Genomic DNA, 18620 nt, shown 5'->3' with positions numbered 1-18620 from the left:
CATTACAGCGCACATGATGCTGAGAACCTGATATTACTCGCCTTTAGCTGCTTTGAAAGCTTCAGCCATTGCGTTGTTAGAGAAGTTTGCATCTTCCTGTTTGTTAACAGTTGCGATTGCATCTTTCTCATCAGCTTCGTCTTTAGCACGAACAGACAGGCTGATTGCACGGTTCTTACGGTCAACACCGGTGAACTTAGCTTCAACGTCGTCGCCTACGTTCAGAACCAGAGTGGCATCTTCAACGCGGTCACGGGAAGCTTCAGAAGCGCGCAGGTAACCTTCAACGCCGTCAGCCAGTTCTACGGTTGCGCCTTTAGCGTCAACTGCAGTCACTTTACCGTTTACGATTGCGCCTTTCTTGTTCAGTGCAACCCAGTTGTTGAACGGATCTTCTGCGAGCTGTTTAACGCCCAAGGAGATACGCTCACGCTCTGCGTCAACCTGCAGAACAACTGCAGCGATTTCGTCGCCTTTTTTGTATTCACGAACTGCTTCTTCGCCTGCAACGTTCCAGGAGATGTCAGACAGGTGAACCAGGCCATCGATGCCGCCGTCCAGGCCGATGAAGATACCGAAGTCAGTGATAGACTTGATTTTACCTTCAACACGGTCACCCTTGTTGTGGGTTTCCGCGAACTGCTGCCATGGGTTGTTTTTGCACTGCTTCAGGCCCAGGGAGATACGACGACGTTCTTCGTCGATATCCAGAACCATCACTTCCACTACATCACCAACGTTAACAACTTTGGATGGGTGGATGTTTTTGTTGGTCCAGTCCATTTCGGAAACGTGCACCAGACCTTCAACGCCTTCTTCGATTTCAACGAAGCAGCCGTAGTCAGTCAGGTTGGTTACGCGACCAGTCAGTTTAGTACCTTCTGGGTAACGCTTAGCGATAGCTACCCATGGATCTTCGCCCAGCTGTTTCAGGCCGAGGGATACACGAGTACGCTCACGGTCGAACTTCAGCACTTTAACAGTGATTTCGTCGCCCACGTTCACGATTTCGCTTGGGTGCTTAACGCGTTTCCACGCCATGTCGGTGATGTGCAGCAGGCCATCAACGCCGCCCAGGTCAACGAATGCGCCGTAGTCAGTGAGGTTCTTAACGATACCTTTGACTTCCATGCCTTCCTGCAGGTTTTCCAGCAGCTGATCGCGTTCTGCGCTGTTTTCGGATTCGATAACGGCACGACGGGAAACAACAACGTTGTTACGCTTCTGGTCCAGCTTGATTACTTTGAACTCAAGCTCTTTGCCTTCCAGGTGCAGAGTGTCACGAACTGGACGAACGTCTACCAGAGAACCTGGCAGGAACGCACGAATACCATTCAGCTCAACAGTGAAGCCACCTTTAACTTTGCCGTTGATAACACCGACCACAGTTTCAGCTTCTTCGTAAGCTTTTTCCAGCGTGATCCATGCTTCGTGACGTTTCGCTTTCTCACGAGAAAGCAGGGTTTCACCGAAGCCGTCTTCTACTGCGTCCAGAGCAACGTCAACTTCGTCGCCAACCTGGATTTCCAGCTCGCCCTGGGCGTTTTTGAACTGCTCTGCCGGAATGGCGGACTCAGATTTCAGACCGGCGTCAACCAGTACTACGTCTTTGTCGATAGCAACAACAACACCGCGAACGATGGAACCCGGGCGGGTTTCGATTTCTTTTAAGGATTCTTCAAACAGTTGAGCAAAAGATTCAGTCATGTTTAATCTTCAGGTTAATATTAACGTCCACCTGGCTCCGTGCCGGATGGGGTTGTTTCACATACCCGCCGTCAATCCCTTGCAGCGGGGGTACTGCTAAATCGGTCGCGATTACGCGAGTGCCAGTTTTTGGCGCGCATATTGTAGCGCTTTTTCAATCACTTGCTCAATAGTTAAACTGGTTGAATCCAGAACTAATGCATCTTCTGCTGGAACAAGTGGGGCGACGGCGCGGTTACGATCGCGGTCATCGCGCTCTTTTATCTCGGATAAAAGGCGATCAAAGTTAACACTAAACCCCTTTTCCTGCAACTGAAGCATGCGGCGTTGAGCACGTTCTTCCGAAGAGGCGTCAAGGAAAATTTTCACAGGTGCATCAGGGAATACCACGGTTCCCATATCGCGTCCGTCTGCGATCAAGCCCGGTGCTTCACGAAACGCGCGCTGACGACGTAACAGCGCCTCACGAACGCGCGGGAAGGCTGCTACCTGGGAGGCCGCATTCGCCACTTCCTGAGTACGAATTTCCCCGCTCACGTCTTCCCCTTCAAGGATGACTTCCAGGTTGCCATCGGTCGACACGAAACGCACATCAAGATGCGCAGCCAGCGGAACCAGCGCTTCTTCAGACGCCACGTCCACATGATGATGCAGCGCAGCCAGGGCCAGCACGCGATAGATTGCTCCCGAATCTAAAAGATGCCATTGCAACGCTTCCGCCATCGCTTTGCACAGAGTCCCTTTCCCTGCGCCACTCGGCCCATCAATGGTGATTACCGGGGCAATTGCCGTCATCTTTTTCTCCTTAAATAAGGCATACCGTTTACATGAACGCCGCGCATTATACGCGTCAACGTGCGCAACTGTTACCTTTGCGTGCAAATTACGGATTGATTGAAGCAGAGTGTAGAAGAAATGAACGGAAGTGTTCGTCAGGAAGCGTAAGGAAATGCCGCATCGGGTGATGCGGCAGGCGTTATCAGGCCAGCGTGCTAATGCGTGCCAGCTGTTCGAAGTAGTCAGGGAACGTTTTCGCCGTACATTTTGGATCAAGAATGGTGACAGGCGTGTCTGACAACGCCACCAGCGAGAAGCACATCGCCATACGGTGATCGTTGTAGGTTCCGATCTCGGCAACCTGCAGTTTTGCAGGAGGCGTGACGCGAATGTAGTCTTCGCCCTCTTCCACCTCAGCGCCGACCTTACGCAGCTCAGTCGCCATCGCGAACAGTCGGTCGGTTTCTTTTACGCGCCAGTTATAGATATTACGCAGCGTGGTGGTGCCTTTTGCAAACAGCGCCGCTGTGGCAATGGTCATCGCCGCATCCGGAATATGGTTCATGTCCATGTCGATGGCCTTCAGCTCGCCGCGGGTACAGGAGATGAAGTCATCGCCCCAGGTCACAACCGCGCCCATTTTCTCCAGCACGTCCGCAAAACGGATATCGCCCTGCACGCTGTTGCGGCCAATACCGGTTACCTTCACGGTACCGCCTTTGATCGCGCCCGCCGCCAGGAAGTAAGAAGCCGACGAGGCGTCGCCTTCAACAAGATAGCTGCCCGGCGACTGGTACTGCTGCGCCCCACGTACCACGAAGCGCTGATAAGACTGGTTTTCCACCTCGACGCCGAAGGTTTTCATCAGGTGCAGCGTGATATCGATATACGGTTTGGAGACCAGCTCGCCTTTAATCGTAATTACCGTATCCTGCGGTGCCAGCGGCGCGGTCATCAGCAGCGCGGTCAGGAACTGGCTGGAAACGCTGCCGTCAACCTCGACGTGACCGCCGGTAAAGCCCCCGCGCAGACGCAGTGGCGGATAATTTTCCTGCTCCAGATACTCAATCTGCGCGCCGCCCTGACGCAGGGCATCCACCAGATGGCCAATTGGACGCTCTTTCATGCGCGGCTCACCGGTCAGCACAATGTTGTTGCGCCCAAGACACAGAGCCGCCGCCAGCGGACGCATCGCGGTACCCGCGTTGCCCAGAAACAGCTCAAGCTCTTCACCCGTCTGCAGCGCGCCGCCGTTGCCGGTCACTTCGCAGCGGGTGCGATCGTCGGAGAGAGTGTAATGAACGCCCAACGCTTTCAGCGCATTGAGCATATGGCGCACGTCATCGCTGTCCAGCAGGTTTGTAAGGACGGTGGTGCCGTTTGCCAGTGCTGCCAGCAGCAGAGCGCGGTTCGAGACACTTTTTGAACCAGGCAGATTAATGGTGCCATCTACCCGCGCGATAGGTTGTAACGTCAGGGATTCCATGAAAACTTAACTCTCAACTCAACATAATAAAAACCCCGCAGCAGGGCTACGGGGGTGAAAACAGCGCAATTAACCGTGGCGACGTTCGAAGTCGATCATGAAATCGGTCAGAGCTTTAACGCCTTCCAGCGGCATCGCGTTATAGATGGAGGCACGCATGCCGCCCACGACACGGTGACCTTTGAGCGCGTGCAGGCCTGCCGCGAAGGACTCTTCCAGGAACACTTTATCCAGGTTGCTGTCCGCCAGCTGGAACGGCACGTTCATGCGGGAACGGTTAGCTTTCGCCACATCGTTGCGGTAGAAATCGCTCTTGTCGATCACGCCATACAGCAGTTCGGCTTTCTGCTGATTCACTTTGTCCATCTGCGCCACGCCGCCGTTTTGCTTCAGCCATTTGAAGACCAGGCCGGAGAGGTACCAGGCAAACGTCGGTGGGGTGTTGAACATAGAATCGTTGTCGTTCAGCACGGTGTAATCAAGAATCGACGGGCAGGATGTATGTGCTTTACCCAGCAGGTCTTCACGCACGATAACAATCGTCAGGCCTGCAGGGCCGATATTTTTCTGTGCGCCCGCGTAGATCACGCCATAACGGCTAACGTCAATTGGCGCAGACAGAATGGTGGAGGAGAAGTCAGCGGCAACCACGACATCGCTGCCGAAGTTTGGCGTCTCGTCGATGGCAATGCCGTCAATGGTTTCGTTCGGGCAGTAGTGCAGATACGCGGCGTTATCAGAAAGCTGCCACTCGCTCATTGGCTTCACCGCGCGCAGGCCGTCAACGGTCACTTTGGCGTCGATCACATTCGGCGTGCAGTATTTGTGCGCTTCTTTCACCGCACTGGCCGCCCAGTAGCCTGCGTCAACGTAGTCTGCCGTCGTTTTATCGCCCAGGATGTTCAGCGGTACGCCCGCAAACTGGCCGCGCCCGCCGCCGTGACAGAACAATACTTTGTAGTTCGAGGGAATATTCAGCAGATCGCGAAAATCCTTTTCTGCCTCTTCCGCCACCTGAATAAACTCTTTACCCCGGTGGCTGATTTCCATCACCGACGTTCCCAGACCATTCCAGTCACAAAGTTCCTGTTGAGCCTGTTTAAGCACGTCTGCCGGTAACATTGCCGGACCTGAACTGAAATTAAAGACTTGAGCCATTTCCCCTCACCACGCTAAAAGCCATAAGTTATAACTGTGGATATCGGTTTTATCATTCAGTGACACGCGCCGCAATGTCTAAAACTTATGACCCGTGAAATGTGCCCCACGTCACACAAAACAATCTGCCGCCTCGCCAGGACAAAACCGACAAAATGGCTGTCAGGTGATGCGTTTAGCCCGGCTAACCTTCGTCCATTCCGGATTTGCACAGCGGGGGCATAATTGACGATCCCCCGGCTGCATCGCGACGACATGGCTACATCTCACGCAGGCGTACTCGCCTGACTCAGGTACGGTTCTGAAACGCTCGATCAGCATATCCGGCAGGATGCACAGTCCCGGCCTCACCTCATCGTCAGAATAGTAATAGACGCTAATCTGCCCGTTGGTTTCCATGATCGCCAGACGCACCTGCCCGAGCTGTTCCACGCTGTTGAGGCGTAGCTCCATAAAGAACTCAAACTCGGTCATATTGGCGCTCTGAACGTTTTCCCAGGCCAACTGACCGTCCTCGACGATAACGACCGGCTTCCCTTCAAGCAGATCTTCCAGCTTTTCACTTTTCGACATCAGCCACATGACAAGCCGGTAAAGCAGCGCCAGGGAGACAAAAACGATGAAGACCGGCACCATCGGCACATCATCATAGAAGGCGACATCCCCCGCCGCGGAACCCAGCGTCAGGATAATCAACACTTCAAAGAGCGACATCTGCCGTACGCCACGGCGGCCCGTGATTTTGAGAAACAGGAAGACGAGGACGAAGGTATACAGGCTGCGAAGCGCGACTTCGCCTAAAAACTCTGGAGGGACTTTATCAAACGCCATCCGCTGGAGATCAAACGCTTTCATTTTTCTATGCCTTAACAGTAGGTTACTGAGTGTAAGCATAGCTCAGGCATTTATTTTCGCCGAAGATAGCACCCGTCACGCAAAACCCGTATCATTGCGCGCTTTACGTACGATAAAAGTGAACGCCATGACTCAAACGTTTATCCCCGGCAAAGACGCCGCTCTGGAAGATTCCATCGCTCGCTTCCAGCAGAAACTGACCGACCTGGGTTTTAACATCGAAGAAGCCTCCTGGCTCAATCCGGTGCCTCATGTCTGGTCCGTGCATATTCGCGATAAAGACTGTGCCCTGTGCTTTACCAACGGTAAAGGCGCGACGAAAAAAGCGGCACTGGCCTCCGCGCTGGGTGAGTATTTTGAGCGTCTGTCCACCAACTATTTCTTCGCTGACTTCTGGCTGGGCGAAACCATCGCCAACGGCCCGTTCGTTCACTATCCGAACGAAAAATGGTTCCCACTGACGGAAGACGACGAACTGCCGGAAGGTATTCTCGACGCGCGTCTGCGTGCTTTCTACGATCCGGAAAACGAACTGACCGCCAGCATGCTGATCGATCTGCAGTCCGGAAACGACGATCGCGGTATTTGCGCCCTGCCCTTTACCCGTCAGTCTGACGAGCAGACCGTCTATATCCCGATGAACATCGTCGGCAACCTGTATGTGTCTAACGGCATGTCCGCCGGTAACACCCGCAATGAAGCGCGCGTGCAGGGTCTGTCTGAAGTCTTCGAGCGTCACATCAAAAACCGCATTATTGCCGAATCCATCAGCCTGCCTGAAATTCCGGCAGACGTGCTGGCGCGCTACCCGGGCGTGGTGGAATCCATCGCCAAACTGGAAGCAGAAGGTTTCCCAATCTTCGCGTATGACGGCTCGCTGGGCGGCAAGTATCCGGTGATCTGCGTCGTGCTGTTTAACCCGACCAACGGTACCTGCTTCGCCTCCTTCGGCGCGCACCCGGACTTCGGCGTGGCGCTGGAGCGTACCGTCACTGAGCTGCTGCAGGGCCGTAGCCTGAAAGATCTCGACGTGTTTACGCCGCCAACGTTTGACGATGAAGAAGTGGCCGAGCATACCAACCTCGAAACCCACTTCATCGATTCCAGCGGCTTAATTTCCTGGGATATGTTCAAGCAGGACGCGGACTATCCGTTCGTGGACTGGAGCTTCGCCGGTACCACGGAAGAAGAGTTCGCCACGCTGATGGCGATCTTCAACGCGGAAGACCAGGAAGTGTACATTGCCGATTACGAGCACCTGGGCGTTTACGCGTGCCGCATCATCGTGCCTGGCATGTCTGATATCTATCCAGCGGAAGACCTGTGGCTGGCAAACAACAGCATGGGCGCCCATCTGCGCGAAACGCTGCTGGCTCTGCCGGGCAGTGAATGGGAGAAAGAAGATTACCTGAACCTGATCGCCCAACTGGACGAAGAAGGCCACGATGACTTCACCCGCGTACGCGAACTCCTGGGTCTGGCGACCGGTAAAGATAACGGCTGGTATACCCTGCGTATCGGTGAACTGAAAGCAATGCTGGCTCTGGCGGGTGGCGATCTGGATCAGGCCCTGGCCTGGACCGAGTGGACCATGGAGTTCAACCAGTCGGTCTTCTCTGCCGAGCGCACCAATTATTACCGTTGCCTGCAAACCCTGCTGCTGCTTGCACAGGAAGAGGATCGCGAACCGCTGCAATACCTGAATGCTTTCGTGCGTATGTACGGGGCTGAGGCCGTTGAAGCAGCCAGCGCGGCCCTGAGCGGCGAAGCGCCGTTCTATGGCCTGCAGGCTGTTGATAGCGATCTGAAAGCCTTCCCGGCGCATCAGTCACTGCTGAAGGCCTACGAAAAGCTGCAGAAAGCAAAAGCTGCTTACTGGTCAAAATAAGCGCATATAACATTACCAGCAGTAGGCGTATTCAATCGTCTGGGCTATATTACGGGGCAATTTCATTGCCCCGTTTTTTATTTTCTTCGGCAATGATTGTTGATTGTAATAATAAAGTTAAACACGGGTAAATATAATAATATTGATCTGGGCTTTACTGTTACTTTTTATGGTTAATACTCCATATTAATTAACTGATAAAGAGGTGGCTGAACGAAAAAATTCAACTCTTTTCATAACTTTTAAAATTTATTTTTATACGGATAATCAAACACTTACTCCGCATTTGCTGTAAATCCATACACACTGCGGGCCTATAAGCCAGGCGAGATATGATCTATATCAATTTCTCTTCTATAATGCTTTGTTAGTATCTCGTCGCCGACTTAATAAAGAGAGAGTTAGTGTGAAAGCTGACAACCCTTTTGATCTTTTACTCCCTGCTGCGATGGCCAAAGTTGCCGAAGAAGCAGGTGTCTATAAAGCAACGAAACACCCGATGAAGACGTTCTATCTGGCGATCACGGCTGGTGTGTTCATCTCTATCGCTTTCGTCTTCTACATCACCGCCACCACCGGTACTGCCGGAATGCCTTTCGGCATGGCCAAACTGATTGGCGGCATTTGTTTCTCACTGGGTCTGATTCTTTGCGTCATTTGCGGCGCCGACCTCTTCACCTCAACGGTGCTGATTGTCGTGGCAAAGGCCAGCGGAAGAATTACCTGGGGTCAGCTGGCACGTAACTGGCTTAATGTTTACGTGGGTAACCTGGTTGGCTGTCTGCTCTTTGTTTTGTTGATGTGGCTTTCTGGCGAGTACATGACCGCCAACGGTGGCTGGGGCCTTAACGTCCTGCAAACCGCCGACCACAAAATGCACCACACATTTATCGAAGCCGTTGCTCTCGGCATCCTCGCTAACCTGATGGTCTGCCTGGCTGTATGGATGAGCTACTCGGGTCGTAGCCTGATGGACAAAGCCTTAATTATGGTTCTGCCGGTTGCGATGTTTGTTGCCAGCGGCTTTGAGCACAGTATCGCGAATATGTTCATGATCCCAATGGGCATTGTTATCCGCGACTTTGCGAGCCCGGAGTTCTGGACCGCAGTTGGTTCATCCCCGGAAAGTTTCTCTCACCTGACTATTATGAATTTCATTACTGATAACCTGATCCCTGTCACTATCGGGAACATTATTGGTGGGGGTCTGTTAGTTGGGTTGACATACTGGGTCATTTACCTGCGTGGCGACGATCATCACTGATGGTTTTCTCAGGCAGTAAATAAAAAATCCACTTAAGAAGGTAGGTGTTACATGTCCGAGCTTAATGAAAAGTTAGCCACAGCCTGGGAAGGTTTTGCGAAAGGTGACTGGCAGAATGAAGTAAACGTACGTGACTTCATTCAGAAAAACTATACCCCGTATGAAGGTGACGAATCCTTCCTGGCTGGCGCAACTGACGCGACCACCAAGCTGTGGGACAGCGTAATGGAAGGCGTTAAACTGGAAAACCGCACTCACGCGCCAGTTGATTTTGACACCTCCGTTGCTTCCACCATCACTTCTCACGATGCTGGCTATATCAACAAAGCCCTTGAGAAAATCGTTGGTCTGCAGACTGAAGCACCACTGAAACGCGCAATCATCCCGTTCGGTGGTATTAAAATGGTTGAAGGTTCCTGCAAAGCGTATAACCGCGAGCTGGACCCAATGCTGAAAAAAATCTTCACCGAATACCGCAAAACCCACAACCAGGGCGTATTCGATGTTTACACCAAAGACATTCTGAACTGCCGTAAATCTGGCGTTCTGACTGGTCTGCCAGATGCGTATGGCCGTGGCCGTATCATCGGTGACTACCGTCGCGTTGCGCTGTACGGTATCGACTTCCTGATGAAAGACAAGTACGCGCAGTTTGTTTCCCTGCAGTCCGATCTGGAAAACGGCGTAAACCTGGAAGCGACTATCCGTCTGCGTGAAGAGATCGCTGAACAGCACCGCGCGCTGGGTCAGATCAAAGAGATGGCGGCTAAATACGGCTGCGATATCTCTGGTCCTGCTACCAACGCTCAGGAAGCTATCCAGTGGACCTACTTCGGCTACCTGGCCGCAGTTAAGTCTCAGAACGGTGCAGCGATGTCCTTCGGTCGCGTATCCACCTTCCTGGATGCTTACATCGAACGTGACCTGAAAGCAGGCAAAATCACCGAGCAAGACGCTCAGGAAATGATTGACCACCTGGTCATGAAACTGCGTATGGTTCGCTTCCTGCGTACGCCTGAATACGATGAGCTGTTCTCCGGTGACCCAATCTGGGCAACTGAATCCATCGGCGGTATGGGCGTTGACGGCCGTACTCTGGTGACCAAAAACAGCTTCCGCTTCCTGAACACCCTGTACACCATGGGTCCTTCTCCGGAGCCGAACATCACCGTTCTGTGGTCTGAAAAACTGCCTCTGAACTTCAAGAAATTCGCCGCTAAAGTGTCCATCGACACCTCTTCTCTGCAGTACGAGAACGATGACCTGATGCGTCCGGACTTCAACAACGACGATTACGCTATTGCTTGCTGCGTAAGCCCAATGGTTGTTGGTAAACAAATGCAGTTCTTCGGTGCGCGTGCAAACCTGGCGAAAACCATGCTGTACGCAATCAACGGCGGCGTTGATGAAAAACTGAAAATGCAGGTTGGTCCTAAGTCTGAACCGATCAAAGGCGACGTTCTGAACTTCGACGAAGTGATGGACCGCATGGATCACTTCATGGACTGGCTGGCGAAACAGTACGTCACTGCGCTGAACGTTATCCACTACATGCACGACAAGTACAGCTACGAAGCTTCTCTGATGGCGCTGCACGACCGTGACGTTATCCGCACCATGGCGTGTGGTATCGCAGGTCTGTCCGTTGCTGCTGACTCCCTGTCTGCAATCAAATATGCGAAAGTTAAACCAATTCGTGACGAAGACGGTCTGGCTATCGACTTCGAAATCGAAGGCGAATATCCGCAGTTTGGTAACAACGACTCTCGCGTTGATGACATGGCGGTTGACCTGGTAGAACGTTTCATGAAGAAAATTCAGAAACTGACTACCTACCGTAACGCTATCCCGACTCAGTCTGTTCTGACCATCACCTCTAACGTTGTGTATGGTAAGAAAACCGGTAACACCCCAGACGGTCGTCGTGCTGGCGCGCCATTCGGCCCAGGTGCGAACCCAATGCACGGTCGTGACCAGAAAGGTGCGGTTGCCTCTCTGACTTCCGTTGCTAAACTGCCGTTTGCTTACGCGAAAGATGGTATCTCTTACACCTTCTCTATCGTGCCAAACGCGCTGGGTAAAGACGACGAAGTGCGTAAAACTAACCTCGCGGGTCTGATGGATGGTTACTTCCACCACGAAGCGTCCATCGAAGGTGGTCAGCACCTGAACGTGAACGTCATGAACCGTGAAATGCTGCTCGACGCGATGGAACACCCTGAGAAATATCCTCAGCTGACCATCCGCGTATCTGGCTACGCAGTACGTTTTAACTCCCTGACTAAAGAACAGCAGCAGGACGTTATCACCCGTACTTTCACTCAGTCCATGTAAGTGGAATTGACTGAAATCACGCGTTAACAAGCGTACAATAAAGGCTCCACGTCAGTGGGGCCTTTTTAGCACCCTCTCCACCTCAGTCTCTTTTGTCCGCTATCTATACTGAATGGATAACAGCCAAAACAGACTTAACACAGCCGGCTTTGAGCTGTGCATACACAGGCCCGGGACGGGCCGATGATGGAGATATCACCGCAATGTCAACTATTGGTCGTATTCACTCCTTTGAATCCTGTGGCACCGTCGATGGCCCGGGTATCCGCTTTATCACCTTTTTCCAGGGCTGCCTGATGCGCTGCCTGTACTGCCATAACCGCGACACCTGGGACACGCACGGCGGTAAAGAAGTCACCGTCGACGATCTGATGAAAGAGGTGGTGACCTATCGCCACTTTATGAACGCCTCCGGTGGCGGTGTGACCGCATCCGGCGGTGAAGCCATTCTTCAGGCTGAATTTGTCCGCGACTGGTTCCGCGCCTGCCACAAAGAAGGCATTCATACCTGCCTGGATACCAATGGCTTTGTACGTCGCTACGATCCGGTGATTGATGAACTACTCGAGGTGACCGATCTGGTGATGCTCGATCTCAAACAGATGAATGATGAGATCCACCAGAACCTGGTGGGCGTCTCCAACCACCGCACGCTGGAGTTTGCCAAATACATTGCCGATAAAGGCATCAAAACCTGGATCCGCTACGTGGTGGTACCAGGCTGGTCAGATGACGACGACTCCGCGCACCGCCTGGGGGAATTCACCCGCGACATGGGCAACGTCGAGAAAATCGAGCTTCTGCCCTATCACGAGCTGGGTAAACATAAATGGGTGGCCATGGGTGAAGAGTACAAGCTCGATGGCGTGAAGCCGCCGAAAAAAGAGACGATGGAACGCGTCAAAGGTATTCTTGAACAGTACGGTCACAAAGTGATGTATTAAAGAAAAGGCCCGGTGAAAACCGGGCCTTTTTATATTCTATTTAAAGACGCCGTTAATAACGGACGTCACAATGGCAGTACTCAGCGCAATTAAGACCAGGTCGTCACCCACTACGCGCCATTCATAGCCGGGATAGGAAGGAAGCTGGTCCAGCATCGAGGCCGGCACGGCCTTCTTCGCAATACCCGGAGGCAGTGGTTTACCGCGCGCCAGGTTTTTTGCGATCCCCGGAGGCAGAGACTTATAGCCCGTTAAGCCGTAATTCACGGCCAGATGGCGGGCATGATCGAAGCTCACGCGAGCATCAACGTCATTACCGACATCTTTGCTGTTTTTAACGCCCTTATCCGATTTACCAGGGTTATCCTGACCGTTATTTTGTTTATTACCATGGTTACCGGCGTTACCAGAATTCCCGTTACCATGATTGCCGCTGTTACCCTGTCCGCCTCCGTTTCCGTGACCATTGCCATTCCCGTTGCCAGGATTAGCCATGACCGGAGCCGTTGCAAACGTTAAAGACAACACTACGGCCAGTGCGGTAGTGGAAAAACGACGTATAGACATGATTGCTGCCTTATTGTGGTAGGACTCACCTGAATTATCGTCCGGCGCAATAAACAAACAATAAGTAAAACTCTGAGTTGTGATGGGGACAAAAAAGCCTGTCATCGACAGGCTTTTAATTCATCAGGCATGTGCCACCGGCGTTGGATGTTCGCCCGCTTTACGCAGCAGCATTAACAGATAAATAAACGACACGCTGGCGATCATGATAAACAGTAAATTGTCGGAGTAATTCTGCATCAGCATCGCGGTAAACGTCGGCCCTAACAGGCTGCCAATGGTATAGCTCAGTAACAGCGCCTGGTTCATTGCCACCAGCTGGTGATGCTCAACTTTCTCACAGGCCCAGGCCATCGCGACGGGATAGAGCGTAAAGCCAGCGGCCCCGAGAATGAACAGCGCAGGCGCCATCGCGGCGTTGCTGAGCATAGCAAGACAGCCCATGATCACCACGAAGACTTGAACGCGCAGCACCAGCAGACGTCCAAAGCGGTCCGCCAGGCGGCCAATTGGCCACTGCCCCACAATACCCGCACTCACCATCACCGCCATCCAGAAGCCAATCCCGGAGTCGCTGACGCCCTGATGGTTCAGATAGAGTGGCATCAGGCCATAGAGCGAGCCGAGGACAATCCCCGAGATAATGCAGCCGTTAACGCCAAGACGCGCCTGACGCAGTCTCAGCATTGGCCAGACGTGGGTTGCTTCCTGGTGTTCGCTGTTCTGGTTCACAATGCGCGTAAAGAGCAGCGGCAGGATCGCGGCCAGCACCATGCCCGTTACCCACGGCAGAACGCTCATCAGGTCAGTTGGCAGCTTGCTCACCATCAGTTGTCCCAACACGGTGCCGACATAGTAAACCATCATGTAGGCAGCCAGCAGGCGACCGCGGTTGCGGGAGGTGCCGCTGCACATCAGCGCACTTTCAACGACCACCCAAATCATCGCGCAGCCGACACCGGCGATAAAGCGCCATGCCATCCAGCTCCAGAAGCCGACCATCAGGCCCAACCCCGCACACCCGGCAGCGAAAATCAGCGAAGCCAGATAATAGCTACGGTTAAAGCCAAAGCGCTTGATCAGGCTCCCGGTCACCAGCGTACCCAGCAGGTTCCCGGTAAAAAAGGACGAGCTGACCATACCCACCTGCCAGGTCGGTAAGTTTTCATGGGCGAGCCACAGCGGGACGAGCGTATTTAACACTGCGATCGCCAGGGTCAACAGAAGCAGGCCACAGAGCAACAGCAGCACTGGCCGGGTATAGGTGGTCATGGATTAAAAAGCCGTGAGGAAGTTCAGATTTCGTGCGCATCATGCCACTGGCAAAAACAAAGTCAATCCACTGATTTAGCCGCCTCGCACAATATGTTCCCTGTCGATTTAAAAAACTTATCCTGCTAATGCCACGCCTGCTATAGATATTAATTATGTCTCTGTTTTCATTTATTAATGGGCAGAATTAAAACAAAACGACAGTCGAAAAATTTCATGATCGAAAAAAGAAAAAGCCGGGCACTCAGGCCCGGCTTGATATAACCAAATACAACGTTAACTGGCGATAGCCATACCTACAGTCATATGCAACCCGTAGAACACGCCGCGACCAATCAGTTCACCCGCCAGTACCAGCACAAAAGCCAGTGACAACAACGGCAGCGCAGGCTGATAGCCTTTGAGCTGAGGAGCAATCCAGAATACCAGCGCAGCAACCAGCAGGACGATACGCCAGGCCATCAGCGCACCGTAGTCCGGCACCAGGGCAGAGGCCTGCTGGATAGAGCTGTGAATGGTTGCCAGTTCAGAACCCTGCATCAGAGCGACCATCGCACTCACTACCAGCGCCAGAAGCGAAACAGCGGGCAGCAAACGCATAGCCCATCCGTCGACACCCGCCACGCGCAGCAGCAGGTAGCCCAACAGCGGCCCGCCGATAAACATCGTCAGGAAGAAGCTCATTGGCGTCCAGACGCTGTACCAGGTGGGGACGGTATCAATGGTGTTATAGACACGCACCATCATCCACACGAACACCACGCCCAGCACCATGGTCAGGATCAGCCACAGGCTGCGCAGACCCGCAGGCAACTTCTTCATAGCGGCCAGCAGCCAGCCTAGCCCACCGACGGCAAAGAAAATTGCGCCACTGGCAATCTCGTTACTCAGTGATGAGGCCCCCACGCGGTTCAGAGAGTTAAACGCGCGCATCGGCGAGCCCAGGTGCAGCGTTGAGGCGATAAAGCCAATCCCCATTAGCACCCACAGGCCAAACATGCTCAACACTAAACGCTGCTGCTGTTCAGCATTGAGCTGACCTTTCAACAACGCCAGCGCGAGCACAATAAAGCCGCCCGCCACGCACTGACCAAAGACCGTGAAGATCATCAGCGGCCATTCATGCCATCCACTTCCCATCTCACACCTCCTTCGGGTTTGCCAGGTAGCCGGTGGTGTCACCTGTAGGACGGCTGTTGGCGTTAGGTTTAATCACAATACTTGGCTTCGTGAAGTGCGCAGACGGCAGCGGTGCCACGGCGGCGAGCTGACCGTGTTTCTGACGCAGCTCTTCAATCGGGCCGAAGTCCAGCGCGCGCAGCGGACAGGACTCGACGCAAATCGGCTTTTTGCCATCCGCTACGCGGGTGTGGCAGCCATCGCATTTGGTCATGTGGCCTTTAGCGGCATTATACTGCGGTGCGCCGTACGGACAGGCCATATGGCAGTAGCGACAGCCAATGCAGACATCTTCATCCACCACCACAAAACCGTCTTCTCGCTTGTGCATCGCCCCGCTCGGACAAACCTTCGTGCAGGCAGGATCTTCACAGTGGTTACAGGCAATCGACAGGTAATACGCAAAGACGTTCTGATGCCAGACGCCGTTATCTTCCTGCCAGTCGCCCCCGGCGTATTCGTAGATGCGGCGGAAGCTCACGTCCGGCGTCAGGTCTTTGTAATCTTTACAGGCCAGCTCGCAGGTTTTGCACCCGGTGCAACGGCTGGAATCAATAAAAAATCCATACTGGGTTGTCATCGGCTACTCCTTAAACCTTTTCAACCTGGACAAGGTTTGTGTGGGATGGGTTACCCTTCGCCAGCGGCGACGGACGCTGTGTGGTCAGTACGTTAATACTGCCTGCCTGGTCGATGCGGTTGGCATCCGGGCTGTACCAGGCCCCTTCCCCTAACGCCACCACGCCGGGCATCATGCGTGGGGTGACTTTGGCTTCAATATGCACCTCGCCGCGACCGTTGAAGATACGCACGCGATCGCCGTTGCTGATGCCGCGCGCTTTCGCGTCCATCGGGTTAATCCACATCTCCTGGCGGCAGGCGGCCTTCAGCACGTCGACGTTACCGTAGGTAGAGTGAACACGCGCTTTATAGTGGAAGCCGGTCAGCTGCAGCGGGAATTTCGCCGTCAGCGGATCGTTATAGTTTTCAAAGCCCGGCGTGTAGATCGGCAGCGGATCGATAACGTCCCCTTCCGGCAGTTCCCAGGTTGACGCAATGTTTGCCAGCGCTTCGGAGTAGATTTCGATTTTGCCCGACGGCGTGGTCAGCGGGTTCGCCTGCGGATCTTCACGGAACGCTTTGTACGCCACATGGTGCCCTTCCGGATCGCGCTGTTTGTACATCCCCTGCTTGCGGAAGGTATCGAAGTCAGGGAGGTCCGGGATCGCCTTGCGGGAGAGTTCATGCAGATGGCGCATCCACCCTTCCTGAGTACGTCCCTCGGTAAACTGCTGCTCAACGCCAAGACGTTTCGCCAGCTCAGAGGTCATCTCATAAATGGTTTTGCACTCAAAGCGCGGTTTAATCGCCTGGTCGGTAAAGATCACGTAGGACATGTTGCCGCAGGAGGCGTCCAGCGCGAAATCCATCTGCTCAGAGGCGGTGCAGTCCGGCAGCAGGATATCGGCATATTTTGCCGAGGAGGTCATGTGGCAGTCGATCACCACAATCATCTCGCACTTCTTGTCGTCCTGCAGGATTTCATGGGTGCGGTTGATTTCAGAGTGCTGGTTGATGAGACAGTTACCGGCATAGTTCCAGATCATCTTGATCGGCACGTCCAGCTTGTCCTTGCCGCGCACGCCGTCGCGCAGAGCGGTCATTTCCGGGCCGCGTTCAATCGCATCGGTCCACATAAACATGGAGATGCTGGTCTGAACCGGGTTATCCAGCGTCGGCATACGTTCGAACGGCACTTCATATGAACCTTCACGCGCGCCGGTGTTACCGCCGTGAATGCCGACGTTGCCGGTCAGAATGGAGAGCATGGAGATGGCACGGGTCGCGATTTCGCCGTTCGCATGACGCTGCGGACCCCAGCCCTGGCTGATATAGGCCGGTTTGGCTGAGCCAATCTCGCGCGCCAGCTGAACGATACGCTCTGCCGGGATGCCGGTGATGGTGGAGGCCCACTCCGGCGTTTTCGCCACGCCGTCGCTGCCCTGTCCGAGAATATACGCCTTGTAGTGACCGTTTGCCGGCGCGCTGGCGGGCAGCGTTTTCTCGTCATAGCCGACGCAGTATTTATCCAGGAAAGGCTGATCAACAAGGTTTTCGGTGATCATCACCCACGCGAGCGCGGAGACCAGCGCGGCATCGGTACCCGGACGGATTGGGATCCACTCGTCTTCACGTCCGGCACCGGTGTCGGTATAGCGCGGATCGATGATGATCATGCGGGCATTGGATTTGGCGCGGGCCTGTTCGAGGTAGTAGGTCACCCCGCCACCGCTCATGCGGGTTTCACCCGGGTTGTTACCGAACAGCACGACCAGCTTACTGTTTTCGATATCGGACGGGCTGTTGCCGTCAGCCCAGCCGCCGTAGGTGTAGTTCAGTCCTGCCGCGATCTGCGCAGAGGAGTAGTCGCCATAGTGATTGAGATAACCGCCGCAGCAGTTCATCAGGCGCGCCACCAGCGTTTTTCCCGGTGGCCAGGAGCGGGTCAGCGTGCCGCCAAGCGTCCCGGTACCGTAGTTCAGGTAGATGGATTCGTTACCGTACTCTTTAATCAAACGCTGCATGTTGGTGGCGATGATATCGTAGGCTTCGTCCCAGCAAATCCGCTCGAATTTCCCTTCCCCACGCTTACCGACGCGCTTCATCGGGTATTTCAGGCGGTCCGGATTATAGACGCGACGACGCATGGAACGACCACGCAGGCAGGCACGGACCTGATGTAACCCTTCGTAGTTATCGTCACCGGTATTGTCGGTTTCGACATATTTAATTTCACCGTCCACCACATGCATACGCAGCGGACAACGGCTACCGCAGTTGACGGTACAGGCACTCCACACCACTTTTTCCGGCGAAGTGGCCGGAGACAGAGCCTCTGCCGCCGACGCCAGTCGGGTAAAGGGGAGCGAGAAGGCACTGCTGGCTACGGCCAGGCCGCCTATGGCCGTGGTTTTCATCAACCCACGGCGAGTGACCTCGGCAGCCATTAATGCTTCAGGCGCGTTGATTTTCATAGAGACTCACTTTGGTTGCTCACAAAGAAAAGAGAGGCGGCGCAAACCGCTATGTAGTTTTATATATAACGAATTTTTTCGTTATCAGCGTTTTATGCTGACTTTCATTCGGAGGAGTATTACTACTTTAGAGGGAGGGGTTATTGCGTCGTAT

General features: G+C 53.8%; 14 protein-coding genes. 4 read left to right on the top strand and 10 right to left on the bottom strand.

The genetic code is table 11. The annotated features are described in order from the left end of the window. Positions 1 to 33: 33 nt before the first annotated feature. The 5 genes from rpsA to LJA86_RS03125 all read right to left on the bottom strand — a co-directional run bounded on the left by rpsA (position 34) and on the right by LJA86_RS03125 (position 5983). Complete coding sequence (gene rpsA / locus LJA86_RS03145) at positions 34 to 1707, bottom strand: 30S ribosomal protein S1 (RefSeq protein WP_008499966.1); 1674 nt, start codon at positions 1705 to 1707, stop codon at positions 34 to 36. Positions 1708 to 1818: 111 nt separating this feature from the next. Next, complete coding sequence (cmk, locus tag LJA86_RS03140) at positions 1819 to 2502, bottom strand: (d)CMP kinase (RefSeq protein WP_024907794.1); 684 nt, start codon at positions 2500 to 2502, stop codon at positions 1819 to 1821. A gap of 184 nt (positions 2503 to 2686) precedes the next feature. Further along, complete coding sequence (gene aroA / locus LJA86_RS03135; protein WP_045908387.1) at positions 2687 to 3970, bottom strand: 3-phosphoshikimate 1-carboxyvinyltransferase; 1284 nt, start codon at positions 3968 to 3970, stop codon at positions 2687 to 2689. Between the two features lie 69 nt (positions 3971 to 4039). Further along, positions 4040 to 5128: a 3-phosphoserine/phosphohydroxythreonine transaminase gene (gene serC, locus LJA86_RS03130; RefSeq protein ID WP_045908388.1), complete on the bottom strand. Its 1089-nt coding sequence runs from the start codon at positions 5126 to 5128 to the stop codon at positions 4040 to 4042. A gap of 162 nt (positions 5129 to 5290) precedes the next feature. Continuing rightward, the gene (locus LJA86_RS03125) at positions 5291 to 5983 is read right to left on the bottom strand and encodes a DUF421 domain-containing protein (protein ID WP_045908389.1); all 693 of its coding nucleotides are present in this window, start codon (positions 5981 to 5983) and stop codon (positions 5291 to 5293) included. Positions 5984 to 6110: 127 nt separating this feature from the next. Between LJA86_RS03125 and ycaO the strand changes: the two genes are divergently transcribed. The 4 genes from ycaO to pflA all read left to right on the top strand — a co-directional run bounded on the left by ycaO (position 6111) and on the right by pflA (position 12413). Then, entirely contained in the window at positions 6111 to 7871 is a 1761-nt protein-coding gene (ycaO, locus tag LJA86_RS03120) for a 30S ribosomal protein S12 methylthiotransferase accessory factor YcaO (protein WP_045417297.1), read from the top strand. A 406-nt stretch (positions 7872 to 8277) separates the two neighbouring features. Next, positions 8278 to 9135, top strand: a complete 858-nt coding sequence (gene focA / locus LJA86_RS03115; protein ID WP_008499974.1) for a formate transporter FocA — start codon at positions 8278 to 8280, stop codon at positions 9133 to 9135. A gap of 51 nt (positions 9136 to 9186) precedes the next feature. Next, entirely contained in the window at positions 9187 to 11469 is a 2283-nt protein-coding gene (pflB, locus tag LJA86_RS03110) for a formate C-acetyltransferase (protein ID WP_023310992.1), read from the top strand. Positions 11470 to 11672: 203 nt separating this feature from the next. Then, positions 11673 to 12413, top strand: coding sequence for a pyruvate formate lyase 1-activating protein (gene pflA / locus LJA86_RS03105; RefSeq protein WP_008499976.1), 741 nt, complete (start codon positions 11673 to 11675; stop codon positions 12411 to 12413). A gap of 36 nt (positions 12414 to 12449) precedes the next feature. Here the strand turns inward: pflA and LJA86_RS03100 are convergent, their stop codons facing one another. The 5 genes from LJA86_RS03100 to dmsA all read right to left on the bottom strand — a co-directional run bounded on the left by LJA86_RS03100 (position 12450) and on the right by dmsA (position 18466). Beyond that, the gene (locus tag LJA86_RS03100; RefSeq protein ID WP_024907800.1) at positions 12450 to 12980 is read right to left on the bottom strand and encodes an anti-virulence regulator CigR family protein; all 531 of its coding nucleotides are present in this window, start codon (positions 12978 to 12980) and stop codon (positions 12450 to 12452) included. A 123-nt stretch (positions 12981 to 13103) separates the two neighbouring features. Further along, complete coding sequence (locus LJA86_RS03095) at positions 13104 to 14252, bottom strand: MFS transporter (RefSeq protein ID WP_008499979.1); 1149 nt, start codon at positions 14250 to 14252, stop codon at positions 13104 to 13106. Positions 14253 to 14528: 276 nt separating this feature from the next. Then, positions 14529 to 15392: a dimethyl sulfoxide reductase anchor subunit family protein gene (locus LJA86_RS03090; protein WP_048027192.1), complete on the bottom strand. Its 864-nt coding sequence runs from the start codon at positions 15390 to 15392 to the stop codon at positions 14529 to 14531. Between the two features lies 1 nt (position 15393). After that, entirely contained in the window at positions 15394 to 16011 is a 618-nt protein-coding gene (locus LJA86_RS03085; RefSeq protein ID WP_021240882.1) for a DMSO/selenate family reductase complex B subunit, read from the bottom strand. 10 nt (positions 16012 to 16021) lie between these two features. Beyond that, on the bottom strand, positions 16022 to 18466 hold the full coding sequence (gene dmsA, locus LJA86_RS03080) for a dimethylsulfoxide reductase subunit A (protein ID WP_229225631.1): 2445 nt from the start codon (positions 18464 to 18466) through the stop codon (positions 16022 to 16024). Positions 18467 to 18620: the final 154 nt, after the last annotated feature.

The sequence above is a fragment of the Enterobacter sp. TCD1-1 genome (assembly GCF_020567405.1).
GTDB lineage: Bacteria > Pseudomonadota > Gammaproteobacteria > Enterobacterales > Enterobacteriaceae > Enterobacter > Enterobacter quasiroggenkampii.
Note: the sequence above shows the minus strand (reverse complement) of the source record. Positions and strands in the feature narration are given on the sequence as shown.

Bases quoted from the DNA above. Each gene is read 5' to 3' on its own strand.
- dmsA (WP_229225631.1), bottom strand. From the start codon at position 18,466: ATGAAAATCAACGCGCCTGAAGCATTAATGGCTGCCGAGGTCACTCGC.
- pflB (WP_023310992.1), top strand. From the start codon at position 9,187: ATGTCCGAGCTTAATGAAAAGTTAGCCACAGCCTGGGAAGGTTTTGCG.
- LJA86_RS03085 (WP_021240882.1), bottom strand. From the start codon at position 16,011: ATGACAACCCAGTATGGATTTTTTATTGATTCCAGCCGTTGCACCGGG.
- aroA (WP_045908387.1), bottom strand. From the start codon at position 3,970: ATGGAATCCCTGACGTTACAACCTATCGCGCGGGTAGATGGCACCATT.
- LJA86_RS03100 (WP_024907800.1), bottom strand. From the start codon at position 12,980: ATGTCTATACGTCGTTTTTCCACTACCGCACTGGCCGTAGTGTTGTCT.
- LJA86_RS03090 (WP_048027192.1), bottom strand. From the start codon at position 15,392: ATGGGAAGTGGATGGCATGAATGGCCGCTGATGATCTTCACGGTCTTT.
- ycaO (WP_045417297.1), top strand. From the start codon at position 6,111: ATGACTCAAACGTTTATCCCCGGCAAAGACGCCGCTCTGGAAGATTCC.
- LJA86_RS03125 (WP_045908389.1), bottom strand. From the start codon at position 5,983: ATGAAAGCGTTTGATCTCCAGCGGATGGCGTTTGATAAAGTCCCTCCA.
- LJA86_RS03095 (WP_008499979.1), bottom strand. From the start codon at position 14,252: ATGACCACCTATACCCGGCCAGTGCTGCTGTTGCTCTGTGGCCTGCTT.
- pflA (WP_008499976.1), top strand. From the start codon at position 11,673: ATGTCAACTATTGGTCGTATTCACTCCTTTGAATCCTGTGGCACCGTC.
- serC (WP_045908388.1), bottom strand. From the start codon at position 5,128: ATGGCTCAAGTCTTTAATTTCAGTTCAGGTCCGGCAATGTTACCGGCA.
- rpsA (WP_008499966.1), bottom strand. From the start codon at position 1,707: ATGACTGAATCTTTTGCTCAACTGTTTGAAGAATCCTTAAAAGAAATC.
- cmk (WP_024907794.1), bottom strand. From the start codon at position 2,502: ATGACGGCAATTGCCCCGGTAATCACCATTGATGGGCCGAGTGGCGCA.